This is a genomic window from Sphingobacterium sp. HMA12, assembly GCF_002933815.1.
In the GTDB taxonomy this organism is placed as follows: Bacteria; Bacteroidota; Bacteroidia; order Sphingobacteriales; family Sphingobacteriaceae; genus Sphingobacterium.
In genome coordinates this window covers 99,010-113,281 of the sequence record NZ_BEYR01000004.1, presented here as the reverse complement: position 1 = coordinate 113,281, position 14,272 = coordinate 99,010, and the positions used below count along the sequence as shown (strand labels likewise).

At 39.9% G+C, this 14,272-nt stretch carries 14 protein-coding genes; 8 read left to right on the top strand and 6 right to left on the bottom strand.

Translation table 11 applies throughout. The annotated features are described in order from the left end of the window. The first annotated feature begins 65 nt into the window (after positions 1-65). The 5 genes from HMAT_RS19615 (at position 66) to HMAT_RS19595 (ending at position 3,638) form a co-directional block, all read left to right on the top strand. Entirely contained in the window at positions 66-356 is a 291-nt protein-coding gene (locus HMAT_RS19615) for a hypothetical protein (RefSeq protein WP_104384568.1), read from the top strand. Continuing rightward, positions 353-1,201 carry a hypothetical protein gene (locus HMAT_RS19610; RefSeq protein WP_158656021.1) on the top strand — a complete coding sequence of 283 codons (849 nt, stop codon included), beginning with the start codon at positions 353-355 and terminating at the stop codon, positions 1,199-1,201. The genes HMAT_RS19615 and HMAT_RS19610 overlap by 4 nt, the downstream gene beginning before the upstream one ends. Positions 1,202-1,359: 158 nt before the next feature. Further along, positions 1,360-2,967, top strand: a complete 1,608-nt coding sequence (locus HMAT_RS19605; RefSeq protein ID WP_158656020.1) for a TlpA disulfide reductase family protein — start codon at positions 1,360-1,362, stop codon at positions 2,965-2,967. A gap of 1 nt (position 2,968) precedes the next feature. Continuing rightward, positions 2,969-3,343: a hypothetical protein gene (locus HMAT_RS19600; RefSeq protein WP_104384565.1), complete on the top strand. Its 375-nt coding sequence runs from the start codon at positions 2,969-2,971 to the stop codon at positions 3,341-3,343. Between the two features lie 103 nt (positions 3,344-3,446). Then, entirely contained in the window at positions 3,447-3,638 is a 192-nt protein-coding gene (locus tag HMAT_RS19595) for a hypothetical protein (protein WP_158656019.1), read from the top strand. A gap of 738 nt (positions 3,639-4,376) precedes the next feature. Here the strand turns inward: HMAT_RS19595 and HMAT_RS19590 are convergent. After that, a complete protein-coding gene (locus HMAT_RS19590; protein ID WP_104384563.1) occupies positions 4,377-4,751 on the bottom strand; it encodes a helix-turn-helix transcriptional regulator in 375 nt (124 codons plus the stop codon). A gap of 878 nt (positions 4,752-5,629) precedes the next feature. Here HMAT_RS19590 and HMAT_RS19585 point away from each other — a divergent pair. The 3 genes from HMAT_RS19585 to HMAT_RS19575 are packed head-to-tail and all read left to right on the top strand — an operon-like array spanning position 5,630 to position 10,813. Beyond that, a complete protein-coding gene (locus HMAT_RS19585) occupies positions 5,630-6,232 on the top strand; it encodes a TlpA disulfide reductase family protein (RefSeq protein WP_104384562.1) in 603 nt (200 codons plus the stop codon). Positions 6,233-6,236: 4 nt separating this feature from the next. Next, positions 6,237-9,422 carry a SusC/RagA family TonB-linked outer membrane protein gene (locus tag HMAT_RS19580; protein ID WP_104384561.1) on the top strand — a complete coding sequence of 1,062 codons (3,186 nt, stop codon included), beginning with the start codon at positions 6,237-6,239 and terminating at the stop codon, positions 9,420-9,422. Between the two features lie 5 nt (positions 9,423-9,427). After that, on the top strand, positions 9,428-10,813 hold the full coding sequence (locus HMAT_RS19575; protein WP_104384560.1) for a RagB/SusD family nutrient uptake outer membrane protein: 1,386 nt from the start codon (positions 9,428-9,430) through the stop codon (positions 10,811-10,813). 97 nt (positions 10,814-10,910) lie between these two features. On the opposite strand, the gene HMAT_RS19570 is transcribed toward HMAT_RS19575, so the two are convergent. The 5 genes from HMAT_RS19570 to HMAT_RS27095 form a co-directional block, all read right to left on the bottom strand. Beyond that, positions 10,911-11,276, bottom strand: coding sequence for a hypothetical protein (locus HMAT_RS19570; RefSeq protein ID WP_158656018.1), 366 nt, complete (start codon positions 11,274-11,276; stop codon positions 10,911-10,913). A gap of 289 nt (positions 11,277-11,565) precedes the next feature. Then, positions 11,566-12,537: a helix-turn-helix transcriptional regulator gene (locus HMAT_RS19565; protein ID WP_104384558.1), complete on the bottom strand. Its 972-nt coding sequence runs from the start codon at positions 12,535-12,537 to the stop codon at positions 11,566-11,568. Between the two features lie 18 nt (positions 12,538-12,555). Beyond that, positions 12,556-13,503, bottom strand: a complete 948-nt coding sequence (locus HMAT_RS19560; RefSeq protein ID WP_104384557.1) for an HTTM domain-containing protein — start codon at positions 13,501-13,503, stop codon at positions 12,556-12,558. 4 nt (positions 13,504-13,507) lie between these two features. Then, complete coding sequence (locus tag HMAT_RS19555; protein ID WP_158656017.1) at positions 13,508-14,011, bottom strand: hypothetical protein; 504 nt, start codon at positions 14,009-14,011, stop codon at positions 13,508-13,510. Positions 14,012-14,033: 22 nt separating this feature from the next. Next, complete coding sequence (locus tag HMAT_RS27095) at positions 14,034-14,246, bottom strand: hypothetical protein (RefSeq protein WP_158656016.1); 213 nt, start codon at positions 14,244-14,246, stop codon at positions 14,034-14,036. Positions 14,247-14,272 lie beyond the last annotated feature (26 nt).

Genomic DNA, 14,272 nt, shown 5'->3' with positions numbered 1-14,272 from the left:
TTACCCAGCTGCTCATTTCTAATCAAATTACTGAACGCTAATCTTTTCCGTAGGGATTCGAAGAGATGGCTAGGAAGAATTTTAGAAACGGTGGGGAAGGTGTCCTGTTGGGCCATCGGAGTTTGCATGCCGCCGATGTGGTTGCAACTAAAAGTATATCCGGTGAAAATACCTTTACGACTGTACAGCTATTTTGTAAGATTATGTGTGAAAAGCCGAGGAAGGTGAAAAAGCCTGTTTATGGAATTAATGATTGGTATTTTGCCTATGGCAACAACTCAGCTAAAGTGATCCTCGAACATACGTCTTTACTTTCTCCTCTGGCAATGGATACCGACAATCGTCCGTTTCTGTGATAGACGATGGTTGGTCTAAAGGTACGGATTATTCCAGCCCGAATGAGAAGTTTGGAGATATGGCTAATGTGGTTGAGCAAATCAAAGAATTGGGGATGCGTGCGGGTTTATGGACAAGGCCTCTTTTGGCTAGACCGGGGTGTAGGGAAAATTTGTTTATTAAAAATCGCGGTCAAGTACTTGATCCGACTATAGATGAAAATATGGATTATGTTCAAAGTCTGTTCCGCTTATACGGCGAATGGGGTTTCGAGCTTGTTAAACATGATTATACGACATTCGAGTTATTTTCAAAATACGGATCCGAGATGGCGGAACATATAACGGTACCTGGATGGCATTTTAACGACCGTAGCAAAACGAATGCGGAGATTGTATTGAACCTCTATAGATCAATTCGCAAGGCTGCAGGAAATACCTATTTAATGGGGTGCAATACCGTAAGCCATCTTTCTGCAGGTGTATTTGAACTTTACCGTACAGGTGACGATACGAGTGGTAAGGAGTGGTGGAGAACAAAAAAAATGGGTGTAAATACTTTGGGCTTCCGTATGCCGCAACATCGCACTTTTTATGAAGTCGATTGCGATTGCGTCGGATTGACGACAAAAATAGCATGGGAAAAAAATAGGCAATGGATGAAACTTTTGGCCGAAAGTAGCACTGCGTTGTTTATATCGGCACAGCCAGAAGCGGTAGGGGTATCTCAGAAAAATTTCATTAAAGAATGCTTTACCCATGCGGCTGTTCATCAACCCATTGGAGAGCCTCTTGATTGGCTTGACAATATATTTCCTTCCAAATGGAAATTGAATAATAACGTTATTGAATTTGATTGGGAATAGAACAAGAAGATATGTCAAATTTATGGATTGGAGCTTTTCTATATTCAAAAATGTCCCCTTTTTCCGCGGGCGAGGAAGAGGGGACTGTGTTTTTCACCATTTTATTCGTAGCTTTCTAAAATAAAATGATTAACTTTATGGAAACCAATGGCCTATATATGAAGTTTCCAATACTTTCTTTTTTAATTTTATTTTCTTTATCCTTTGCTATTGCACAATCTTCGAACGAAAAATCGCTGAAAACCGATCCTAATGATTGGATCGTGCAACAGTTAGCTAAAGCAAAGGTGAAAAAAAAGCTAGCGTCTTATAAAGATCATTTCTTTCAATTTGATACCGTACGTGTAATTGGATTTATCGAAGATTATACTCCCGCGTTAGCATTTACAAGCGGCATTATCTATAGTAGTAATCAGCTGACGCGTGAAGATTATCCTACTACCGTACAGATTTATCCGGATGGCCGTTTTGAAGCGAGCTACTTGGCGACTAACCCGAAGGTCGCTTATATTACGTTTAAAAATAACCGATTTGAATTTTATATTGAACCAGGACAGACGCTAGCCTTGCGATTTAAAGTTGCGACAGATCAAAATATTGAACTCATATGTTTTGAAGGGCCTCTTGCTGCCGACAATCAGCAATACAAGAAATTTGATTGGGGAAAGAATCAACGTGTCTTTTATCACGGAATGGAAAGCAGATTGACAAAGCAACCAATTTCGGAAATTAAAAAGCAAATCTTGACGGTCTGGGATTCGGTTCAAAATGATGTAAATAAACGTTTAGCAAAATCCAGCTTCTCTGCCAAATTAAAAAATCTGATCCGAACGGATGTTGCCCTCAGTTTTGCAGTGCAATTAATGGATCTGGAAATGTATCGAAAGGATTACCTAAGGAACAATCCTAAAAATACCTTCCTTAACGAACCGCTACCCAGTGATTATTATAATTTTATAACTCGTTTGGACCTAAATGATCCAGCTATTTTGGTACAAAATGAATTTTCAACCTTTATCAACCGATTCGAGTATTCGACGCTATTTCGTATTGATGCCTATTATGACGCCTTAAATAGTCATGGCAAAGAGAATTTATATTTGGTATTGGATTCGGCAAATCAAAAATCTAACCCAGCAATCGCAAATACGCTGATCTCCGAAGTTGCAAAACTACGTACGCTACAGTTTAATTTAAATGATGCAGCTGATACAGCTGGGATAACTAACAAGACAGGTCAATTGTTGGCTGTATTAACAAATAAAGACCTAAGGAATGAAGCGCTTAAGCTTGCTGACCGTGTAAAGAAATCCAGAAATGGCTATTTGCTACCCCAAACCCATTCCGCGGCCATCTTTAGAAGATTGACGGATAAGTATCGTGGTAAAGTCGTTGTTGTGGACTTTTGGGCGCAGTGGTGTGGTCCGTGCCGCTATGGTATAGAATCAATGCAGGAGAAACGCTTAAAACTCAAAGATAACCCGAATTTGGTGTTTGTTTTTGTGACAGATAGTGAGGGTACCCCAGATATGGAGTTTTATAGAGATTATATTGTTAAAAATAGCATGTTTGAATCCTATCGAATTTCTGCCGATGAATATAGGGCATTGCGCGAATTATTTAAATTTAACGGGATTCCGAGGTATGTATTGATGGATCCTGATGGTAGAATTAGAAATGATGATTTTCAAATGCATAATCTGACCAATGAACTTTCAAAAACTTATCCACAACTATTTACGCATCAATTGATGCAAGGGATTTAATATGGGGTACAAAGTCCCTATTACGACTAAAGCGATCTTGGCTGATGAAAATGGAGGCTACCGGCCAGTGGTGTATCGGCAAGAATTTATGGGCACGTCATTGCGCTACGATTTTAACAGTTACAAGATCATGGATCAGGATGAGTCGGTATTACGAGCTAATGAAAATCCATTTTCAGTGATTGTCCTTACTGCTCTTTTGGCTATCAAGAACAAGAAAATAAGTGACGAAGGGCTGAAAGCGATTAAGCATGATCTTTATGACGAAATGATAAATCGGGAGATGGATAAGGATACGAGGCAAGGGCTATATGATTTCCTTACTTACTACGTAAGTTTTGATAATGAGGAAGTTTTGAGTATATTTCCTCAATAGATTAGCTCTCAATGGCAGAGGAGAGATCGATAAATTGCTTTTTGTATGCAATTTATCTAAGTTTGAAGAAGAAATAAAAACAAAAATAGGAAGGAGCGATACTATGGGCACTCAAGAATATTTATTAGATAAAGCTGAGAAAAAAGGGATTCAGAAAGGTAAGATTGAAGGCAAGATTGAAGGAAAGCGGGAAGAAGCCATTGCTATTGCTAAGGAATTCAAAAAAATGGGTATTGCAATAGCTGATATAGCGAAAGGAACAGGTCTTTCTATCGAAGAGATCGAAAAACTGTAATAAAGTAGTTTTAAATTTATAGAAGCCATTTCCGCAAGGGAATGGCTTTTTTGTTTGGTCCGCCAGATATTAGCGTTTTTTAATTGGCATCCTATAATTGCATATTCCGGTGATATGCACCCATTTGTACCCTATCTGTATCATCTTGGTAAAAGTTTACCAGCTTCGCTCGCGGTCGGCCAATTTATGTAAGAAGTGTACCCTGTCTGTACCATCTGGGTAAACTGTATAGCTATTTCAGGACGGGTCGAAAAAAAACTCCCCTATCATCGGGCGATGTAAGGGGAGTTACCTTTTTTATTAACCTAATTTTTATGAAAAGTACTTTATTGAAATTCAAGGATGATTTAAAATAAAGCCTCCAGATGTAACTCCGGAGGCTTAGTTAGAGTTGGTTTTACTTTAACCGGCATCAACAATTTAGTGATAAATATTTTAATATCAAAAAGGTTTTAAAATTTGTTTTCTATTTAATGCTAATATCAGCGACAGAGTTTACTTGACAGGTATAATCCCAATCATTGGACGTGGGCTATTGCCGTAAAAGTAGTTGGAGAGTTGACTTGGTTTGAGGCCAGCGGCAATACTTAGTCCGAAGGCCTCATATGCATATAATTGAAGCGGATAAAAGTCGACTTCATCTTTTATATTTTTTTCTGCTTTGAGAAAATTGCAGAAGCTATACCTCCATCAGTTGAAATGATGGCTGATACGAAAGCTGCTAAATTTAAATAATCGCTATTTTTTGGTCGATAGCGATTCAATTAGTGCTTTCTGAGTAGCTATAAGCTCCTTTTGCGTTTGTATGGTTTCTTCTTGAACTGAGATTAATCGATTGGCCTGATCCAATTGCTCTTTTAGAGTATCAATTTTTTCATCCCATTGTTTACATTCTTCCTCTCGATAGCTCTTAAATGGCTCGTCATTATAGTAATATTGTATGAAATTATGATCTAATGCCTTTGAATAGGCTAATAGTTTCTCAAGGGAAAGTGAAGATTTTTTATAATCATTCCCAACATTTTGCTGGTTTTCATTTATTAGATCACCAACCATTTTCTGCGACAAGTTTTTTTTATCGGCAATTTCCTTAATCTTTTCTCCAATATTCATTAATTTAATTTGTTGTTTTTACAAAATATTTTGTTGGTAATTGTTATTTAATTATATTTGTACTATAATCAGTTAATCTGATTTAGTCTCGGATATCGAAACGGCAAATTTCAAATGACACGAGATGTAGGGTTTGCGAACCCCCAAGCTTTTTGTATCTTTACAACAAGGAGGGGCGAGCACTCTCTATTGGAAACTGTGTCAAGGCTCTTTGCCGTGCCCGATGTTCAGTGGAAGATAGTGAGGCTCGCCTCTTCAATATTTAAAGGTGATACCTTCTCACTTCTCCTCGAGACTCTTTTTAATAACTCCAATGCTATTAAATTATGAAATCAAATGAGTCAAAAACACCACCACTACAACGACTGATCAAGGATCCTTGTCGAAACCATGTAGTCACATTGTTGATTAAGAACAAGTATTGTCCACCAGAGTAGTTGTCAAAAGTATAAAAACCATAAGCGGCTGATATCAATCGTGTCGGTAGTGTAAATAAGAACGCCCCACAAGGATTTCTTACCAACACATGCTTTTTGGTTTTGCCGACCTGATTTTTTCAAGATCAATGCCCGACAATTGGACTATCCCTGTTTCTTTTATTCTTAGCAGCTTAAAAGTACGGATTTTGCAATTCATAAGCAAAGATTCTAAAAAATAAATATAGTTTTTCTATAAAAAAGGTCGGTTTTTCATTTTTCCAACTGATGCGGTATCGTCTCTATCAAATCACCTGTAATTGTAAAGCACCGCATCTGAGAACCTATTAATAGTTCTATTATTTACTGGAGTGATCTAAGCAAGGCTTAGGAACCTGGAAAAACTGATTTAAGTCGGAAGGGAAGGCGATGTGTTTAGGTCACTCTTTAAACACCTAAAAAATGAAATATTTTTTTGGGGCAGGAGAGGTCTTGCCCAATCCGAAGACAATTAAACTGCATAGTGCCCTACTATCTATCCTATGGTTTTCTATGTTTAGTTTATCGGCTCAGACGCCCCGCAAGGACAGCGGGGCCGATGGGTCTAAAATTATGCCTTTAATGATTGGGCAGAGGGTGCCCGAAGATTTTTGGACAAGAGAACACCTGTTCTATAGTCAAGGTGATACAATCCGGCAAACATTGGAAGCATATAAGGGGCGGCCCTTGGTCATCGATTTTTGGGGTACTTGGTGTGTTTCATGTGTGAAAGCTTTCCCTAAACTAGGTGCTATGCAAAAATCATTCGATGGTAAACTTAATATCGTATTAGTGAATTCGATCGTTACAAAAGATGATTTTTCTAAAATCAATCAGATGAAGGATGGATCGCTTAAAAACGGACAGCTAACGACGATATTTCGCGATCAATATTTTGCTCAGCTATTTCCTTTTATAGCAATACCTCAATATGTGTGGATAAATTCAAGGGGTATAGTGGAAGGTGTAACTGGAGGGCGGCTTGTAAGCGAACATCAGCTTGAAGTATTAGCTAACTATAAGTAAGGTCATGAAAAAGTTAGTAAGTATACTGATCGCTCTGCTGATGGTCGTAGCGGCAGAAGCACAAATCCAATTTAAAGGCACTGTTAAAAATCGGGATCTTAAACCAATACCATTTGCGACAATACAGACAGCAGATAAAAAACTTGTTTTTATCACAGATAGTCTCGGAAGATTTGCTTTTTCATATGGACGTGGTGATTTTAAAATTGTCATTTCGGCAATGGGATATGAATCAAAAGAGCAACTATTTCGTATTGACAAAACTCATGTTGATATTATCTTGCTGGCAAAAGAGAATATACTTGAAGAAGCGTCGGTCAATACAGGGTATCAGATGCTTCCCAAAGAAAGATCCACGGGAAGTTTTGGCCAGATCAAAAATAAAGACCTGAATGCCATGACCACTGTAAATCTGATGGAACGCCTGGAAGGTAAGCTTGCCGGAATGCAATTTGATAACCGCTCGGGAAACTCAGAGATTAATATCCGCGGACTGAATACCTTTAACGAGGGGTCTTCCCGGCCGCTTATTGTGCTGGATAATTTTCCATACGAAGGTAGTCTTGAAAATATAAATCCAAATGATATCGAGTCGGTTACTGTTCTCAAAGATGCCGCGGCATCGTCAATCTGGGGCTCTAGGGCTGGAAATGGCGTTATTGTCATCAATAGCAAAAAAAGTGGACTACAGGATAGAACACGTATCAATGTGTCAGCAAACACGATGATAACCGAAATGCCTGATGTGTTTTATCGCCCAGCCATTTCTAGTAGTGATTTTATCAAAGTGGAGCGTATGCTGTTTGAAAAGGGGTATTACGATACGCAGTACAATGGGTCGTCAAATAAGATGTTTATATTCTCACCTGTTGTGGAATTGCTGTACGCAAATAAAAATGGATCCGTTTCAAGCGGAGAACTGGAGCAAAAAATTGAGTATTGGTCGGCAAATGATTATCGAAAGGATTATAGTAAATATCTTTTGCGTACCGGAATCGGACAGCAGTACTACGCAGATATGGAAAGCAATTCCTCAAATAACAGTATGAGGGTTAGTGTAGGGTTTGATCGTCAGTCTGGAACTCGTATTATGAGCACTGACCAACGATTTACCTTTAAGGTGATCAATGAGACCAAATTGGGTAAAAAGGGTAAAGCGACGAGTAGTGTCGCGTATACTGAATCTAATAACACAAGTAGTGCAAATTTTCCGGATGAGAATCTGAACCCTGGCGGTACACGTAGCAGAATTTATCCCTATGCTGAACTGGTGGATGCTACAGGAAAGGCACTTGCGATTCCCAAAGGATTTAATCAAAACTTTGCAGATAGTGCAGGAGCTGGAAAACTGTTAGATTGGAATTATAGACCGTTGGATGATGTGAGTAAATCTTTGTTAGAGAACCGGCTAAAACATATGGTAGCAAGTATGCAGCTTAAGTATCAATTATTGGAAAGCCTCTCGGGGGAGCTGATATATGGTTATGAGCATCAAAGCGGTAATACAACAATGAGCTACTCCGAACAGTCATTTTATACAAGAAACCTCATTAACCGTTATTCACAGATTGTGAATAATCAGGTAAAATATATTGTCCCTCGAGGAGATATATTGAACAAGTCTGTCAGCAATATGCAGTCTCATAGGGTAAGAGGTCAATTGTATTTCAACCGTACTTGGGATAATAATCACAGCTTGAATATGCTGTTGGGTGGAGAGATATCTGCTGCTAAATCTACAACCGATTCATATGGGGTATACGGTTATGATAAAGATGTAATGGTCAGCAAAGATGTGGATTATGTAACTCGATTCCCTACATATGGAGGCCTGTTCGGTAATCAGACCATTCCTTCATTTTCAAAGTTTACGGACCGGATCAATCGATTCGTGTCCTTATATTCCAACCTTCAATATAATTTTCGAGATAGATATAACCTATCATTATCTGCACGTAGGGATGCCAGCAATGGCTTTGGTAGCAATACCAACACCCGTTGGAATCCATTGTGGTCGGCAGGAGTAGCATGGCAAATTTCAAAAGAGCCCTTTATTCAAAATATAGGTTGGGTCAATCAATTAAAACTGCGCGCAACCACGGGAGCGGGAGGGAATGCTATCCCTAGCTCATCGAGCGAAACTATGATTACTTATGTTAGCAAAGCTCCGGTATCTGGGCTTCCTTATGCTGTAGTCGTTACACCGCCTAATCCTAATTTGAAATGGGAAACTGTAAAAATGAATAATTATGGTCTTGATTTCGAAGTGCTTAATCATAAGATTTCGGGCTATGTGGAATATTACGAAAAGCGTTCATACGATATATTGTCTTTGGATGTGGTCGACCAGACGAGTGGTTTTGTTAATATGCCAAAGAACATTGGGGAGATCAAAAGTAAAGGGTTAGATCTGGGATTGACTGGTACTATCACGATCGGAAAATTCGTCTGGAATCCACAGGTTAATTTTTCCTATGCAAGCAATACAATTACGCAATATAAAGGCGGTATCGGTGAGTCTGCATTTTATGTCAATGGAGGCGTTTCCATTACGCCTATTGAGGGGAACCCCCTTTATCCTATATTTTCTTACCAATTTGCAGGATTGGATGCCCAAAATGGCGATCCTGTAGGGTATCTGAATGGACAGAGGTCCAAAGACTATATTAAGATTATAGCAGACTCATTGCAGTATCTTAATTTTCATGGAACAGCATTGCCGCCATACTATGGTTCTTTTAATAATAATTTTTCTTACGGTAGGTTGAATTTGAATGTTGCGCTTATGTTTAAATGGGGACACTATTTTAGAAAAGAAGCGCTTGTATATAGCTCGCTTTTTGAATCATGGTCTGACCATGGTGATTTTGAAAAACGATGGCAAAAGACAGGGGATGAACATAATACTACAATACCATCCATGATTTTTCCGGCGAATGCTGACCGTGATAATTTTTATAGCAAATCATCAGCAAATATTGATCGGGCCGACCTGGTCAGAGTACAAAGTATCAGGTTGTCTTACGGACTAGGGATAAAACAAGGTAAACATACTATTAATGGTAGTGTATTTATTGGCGGCAATAATCTCGGGATAGTATGGAAGAAAACAAAAACTGATTTAGATCCCGATTTTCTAGGGACACCGAATCCGCGAATGTTCACAGCAGGCGTAAATTTTCAATTTTAATAATTATGAAGGCATCGATCAAAATAATAGTAAAATATTTCATCGGAATGGTATATTTATTGCTCCTTTCCGCATGCAACAAATTCTTAGATGAACGTACTTCGCATTCTAGCAAAGTTCCTTCTGCCTTAAGTGATCTTCAGGCACTAATGGACGCTGAATACGTCATAAATCTGGGCGGTTATCCTTTCCTTTTGGAAGCTTGGACAGATAATTATCATATCGATAGCAAGAGACTGAGCCTGATGACATCTTTTGAGCAGAGCCTATACAAATTTGAGTCGCCTGAAATTTATCCACCGAGTAATTTAGGGGTCTGGTCCAATTCTTACAAACCCATCGCAATTAGTAATATTGTTCTTGAGAATTTAAAAAAAATAAGTCTAGCAGAAAGTGAAGAGGGGCAAAACATAAAAGGTCAGGCTTTATTTATGCGCGCATTTGGTCATTTTCTGTTAGCACAGGTATTTTGTCTTCCATATGATAAGAATAATGATAACAGCGGTATGGGAATACCCCTTCGGCATACGGCCGACGCTAATGTAATCTCGACCAGGAGCACAATTAAAGAAACTTATGAAGATATATTGAATGATATGCAAGCGGCTCTAAAATTAATCAAAGAGAATAATGGTTATCCATCAAGAGCAAACAAAGTAGCTGTATATGCTGCACTATCGAGGGTTTATCTTGCTATGGAATTATATAAGGAATCCGAACAGGCGGCATCAGAAGCATTAACCTTGTACAGCTCACTGATCGACCTGAATACCATGACCAATTTAGATGCAAGGATACCTTACAAAACAAATAATGCGGAGACAATATTTTTGGCATGCAGTGGATCTTCTTTAGTGACACAAAGTAAAGGTTCGCTCGTTACCGAGGAACTACTGTTGATGTTCGAAGAAAACGATTTAAGACTTAGGTCATATTTTATGAAAGAAAAAGATGGAGGATATTCTTTTAAAGGGGATTATGCGGGGATCGGATCGGGAACTATTTTCTGTGGGTTCACGACTTCCGAACTCCTTTTGAATAGAGCGGAATGCTACGTTCGCAGTGGTGAGCTGGAAAAAGCAAGGAGGGATCTTAATGTGCTGTTGAAGAATAGAATTGACAAAGCTTCCTTTAAACCTATAGTGGAAAGCGACCGTGAAAAACTCCTTAAAATCATTTTGGATGAGCGAAGAAAGGAGCTGATCAACAGAAGTGCACGTTGGCTGGACTTGAGAAGGCTCAATCGAGATATGCGCTTTAAAAAGACCCTAGTACGGACTATAATAGAAGATGGGACTGAAAAGGAGTATAAATTATTACCGGAATCAAAAAATTATGTATTTAAGATTCCTAGGCAGGTAATTGACCTGACGGGAATGCCGCAAAATTAACCTGATTGCAGAAGCTCGGACAATAATACCGAGCTTCTGCAATTAGGTTCCTCATTCAAAAGAGTCTAGATAGATTTTAGAAGTCTTTATTATAGAACTATAAAGGCCTCAAACTCAAGACAGTTTCATTGGTTTGTTTAGAAGAACCTCCAACTGCGTTGTTGATTCGCTGTGTAATGGTCTGGCTTGGCTGACCAGGTAGTGAAACAGACGCTGACATGTCAGGCTGATTGGGGTTTGACGGCGAGGCAGGAGCAAAAAGCTTGCAAACTGTTTCTTGCGTTATACCGCATGGCTCATTATCGTCAAGGGTGTATTTACTTGCATCCGTCGGAGAATCCGAAGGACCTCCATTGTAATGCCAGGTCTGATTGGTTAATACTACGGACTCCTTCTCAGCCTTGACCTCTTTTTCACTTTTAATACTTTGGGCATTCGCACTCAACGAAATCCCTAGTGTCATGATACCAATACTCATGGTGCCGATGATTCTTTTTACTACTTTGTTCATGTTTCTATGTTTATAATTTTAAAAATTTACCTATCCTTATTATCCTCCTGGATCAGCCGTGGAGTTGTTCCCTATTGACCGACCAATACTACCTGAGTACAGCCGATCTGTATCTTATACCAAAGTTAGGGCCGCAATCTTCCATGGATGTATGACTTTTCGGTAGGCCGTTGTATGGATTTTAATCTTAGGGATAAAAGTTGCAATTTCGGAAATGAATGCCGAAGGGTTGAGTGGCTTTTTATTTATATTGACTCGGACAGATGCCCGTCTGTTTCTGGAAAAAGGTTGAGAAATTTTGCTGCTGCCCATATCCACAATAATTACTGACCTCTTTGACCGAATGCCCCATCAGCAGCAACTCTTTTGCTTTTAGAATAAGATGCTTATTCCAGGTCTGCTTTGGACTTTCACCATAGATGGTTTTATAGATTTTGTTCAATTTGCTCTTGTCTACTTGCAGCTGTTCGGCTATTGCCTGAATGGAGCAGCGGCTAAAAATCTGCGTGACCTGATCAATGACCATCTTCTGGGCGAGCCTGGCCAATAATTGGTCCGGATCTATCTTTTCATGCAGATCGAAATTCTTGTCAATGGCGATATCAAAAAGGTCATAGACCACTTTGATTGCAATGGCCTCATTCTCTTTGCGGTACTTAAATAAATACGCTTCAGTGTAAGATAGCTGATAGCGTGTCCGCTCTTTAACAGGCCAAATGGCACTTTGGTAGAGTCGTTTTTTATCTCGTCTGTGTGCTGCTCTAAATTTGGATAAAAAGTGGTTTTCCTTATAAATGGCTGGTCTAATAAAACCGATATCAACCAAAACTCCATAAAGAAGGTATGTCCCTGGAATTAGATTTATCTCTAGCTTACCTTTGGGGATATAAACATAGCTGTGATATTCGGCGGGCAGGGATACCTGGCAATCATTCTTGGGCTGCTCGATAACAATCTCTTGAGGCGAGCCGAGATTATAGAGCAGGTGATAATCTGCTTTGACCGTTTCAATGGAAAGCCTAGTAGGTTGCTGGATATGGCACTGTAACCGATAAAAGATGACGCTATGATAGTCAATGTACTCTTCAATGAGCTGAATACCTGTATCCTCATAACGCTGTATTGACGAATCGGCCAATTTGGGCAAAAATACTTTTACTTGATTAGAAAATGTGCCGACCTCGGGCAACTTAAAATGGAATGTTTTTTTCATAAAATAAACGGTTTTTGATTATTTAACGTGTTTGTTATTACCTCCTTCCTTTGTATTGAGATCCGCTGTCGCCGGTCGCACCTGTAACGTCGGCTCGGTGGTCTCAAGTGGTTTTATAATTGGCTTGGCAATGCGATGTAAGAGGGGATGATCCCAGGCACAGAGGTTGTACCAGATCATCAGACAGGAAAAATGGATCAACCCCATGGTCAGTGCGATACCCAGATGCATTAAAATAATGCCGGTACTGATATAGATACGGACTCGGCCTTTGATCCATAGCAATCCATATCCCAATTCTAAAAGCAGGGTAGCGATTCCCAGCCCGACCCAAAGAGTTGCCAATTGCTGGGCTGACTGGGGGATAGTAACCAAAGCGGGGCTCAATGGTTGCTGAAGGGCCTTCCACATGGCTTCGCCATTCCACCAAGTGGGGCCAATGGCTTTACCCAAACCGGCAAAAAAATACACGACAGTAAGCTGCAACCTAAATACTGTGGACCCAAGTCTGGCCCATCTTTGATGAAGTAGTCCACGACTTCCGAAACAACAGCATATGAAACCGGTAAACAAACCTGTCTGGGCGAGATAATCTGCTCCGTAGCTCCAGGTATAGTTGGCGATAAAAAAAAGATAATGCAATATAATGAGCCCCAGCATTGCGGCGCTGCGATAGTGGTCAAAAAACAAGGCTAACCCACAGATGATGTACAGCAGGCCAAAGAAATGGATCCATTCTAGGCTGGCTAGTGTGTACTCCGGCAAATTGGCAATCAGGGTGTGGATGGATAGTGTATCTGGCCTTTGCTGCCATGAAATGCTGTGCTCGTCAAGGAAAGTACCCTGGCCAAATAGCATACTGAGGTCTGGCCATAGCCGCCACATGTCTATGGCCAATAGCAGCCCCAGTCCCCTAGCCATAATAGGTATGATCGTATCGGCGCTTAGCTGTTCTTCCTTGTTCATAACCTTAATTTTTGATATACTCAAAAAGAATAATGTACTGAGATGAAAGGTGCGGCTCACCTTTTTGGACTAATGCTGGTATATATTTCGTTATTAAACGACATGAAATGCTGTCGGCAGCCATAATCTCGGACAGACCGCCTGTTAGGCTCCTGATTGATGCACGCGCCTGATCCTGTAGATAAGACTGACTGCTGTCAACGAATGATGAACCCAATTGCAGGTAGCTGTTGAGCCGGAGCTTTCCGGTAGTGCTTTGTATGCGCGGTTCGCTCGTCAGCGTGGCGTTACCCTTTTGATATTGGATATATTCAAGCTGTATCTGCATGCCTACGCTAGGACCATAGAAAGTATAGCCTCCACTCAGTCCTGCGAGGTCCTGATATAGATAAGCGAACCCGAATATTTCTGGCAAACGATCAGGAAGTTTAAAAATGATCCGTAGGTTGTAGGCTGATGCCATACAGATATGTATGGCACAGCCTAGGGCAAAAATCAGTCTTAGCATAGGTTTAAGTAGGGAGTAACTGCTATTTTAATTGTTTTGTAAACTGTTCATTGGGCGATGAGGGAAAGAATAAACGGGTAGAAAGTCCATCTTGAATGCGATTGTCCATCGCGTTCAGGTGTATGTAATTTTTGTTGTTTATGTCCCGTTCGGGCATGACGGGATTTGGTGCGACGTTCAGAACGAAAAAGAACCCTGCGCAAATGAGATAAAGGAATAAATTAGATCGTTTCATGTTATGAATTTTTTAGTTGTTTATTT

What these genes read in the sequence shown, in the direction of transcription:
- HMAT_RS19570 (WP_158656018.1), bottom strand. Translation starts at nt 11,276, where the DNA reads ATGACACTAGGGATTTCGTTGAGTGCGAATGCCCAAAGTATTAAAAGT.
- HMAT_RS19575 (WP_104384560.1), top strand. Translation starts at nt 9,428, where the DNA reads ATGAAGGCATCGATCAAAATAATAGTAAAATATTTCATCGGAATGGTA.
- HMAT_RS27095 (WP_158656016.1), bottom strand. Translation starts at nt 14,246, where the DNA reads ATGAAACGATCTAATTTATTCCTTTATCTCATTTGCGCAGGGTTCTTT.
- HMAT_RS19600 (WP_104384565.1), top strand. Translation starts at nt 2,969, where the DNA reads ATGGGGTACAAAGTCCCTATTACGACTAAAGCGATCTTGGCTGATGAA.
- HMAT_RS19555 (WP_158656017.1), bottom strand. Translation starts at nt 14,011, where the DNA reads ATGCTAAGACTGATTTTTGCCCTAGGCTGTGCCATACATATCTGTATG.
- HMAT_RS19615 (WP_104384568.1), top strand. Translation starts at nt 66, where the DNA reads ATGGCTAGGAAGAATTTTAGAAACGGTGGGGAAGGTGTCCTGTTGGGC.
- HMAT_RS19590 (WP_104384563.1), bottom strand. Translation starts at nt 4,751, where the DNA reads ATGAATATTGGAGAAAAGATTAAGGAAATTGCCGATAAAAAAAACTTG.
- HMAT_RS19605 (WP_158656020.1), top strand. Translation starts at nt 1,360, where the DNA reads ATGAAGTTTCCAATACTTTCTTTTTTAATTTTATTTTCTTTATCCTTT.
- HMAT_RS19565 (WP_104384558.1), bottom strand. Translation starts at nt 12,537, where the DNA reads ATGAAAAAAACATTCCATTTTAAGTTGCCCGAGGTCGGCACATTTTCT.
- HMAT_RS19595 (WP_158656019.1), top strand. Translation starts at nt 3,447, where the DNA reads ATGGGCACTCAAGAATATTTATTAGATAAAGCTGAGAAAAAAGGGATT.
- HMAT_RS19560 (WP_104384557.1), bottom strand. Translation starts at nt 13,503, where the DNA reads ATGAACAAGGAAGAACAGCTAAGCGCCGATACGATCATACCTATTATG.
- HMAT_RS19585 (WP_104384562.1), top strand. Translation starts at nt 5,630, where the DNA reads ATGAAATATTTTTTTGGGGCAGGAGAGGTCTTGCCCAATCCGAAGACA.
- HMAT_RS19580 (WP_104384561.1), top strand. Translation starts at nt 6,237, where the DNA reads ATGAAAAAGTTAGTAAGTATACTGATCGCTCTGCTGATGGTCGTAGCG.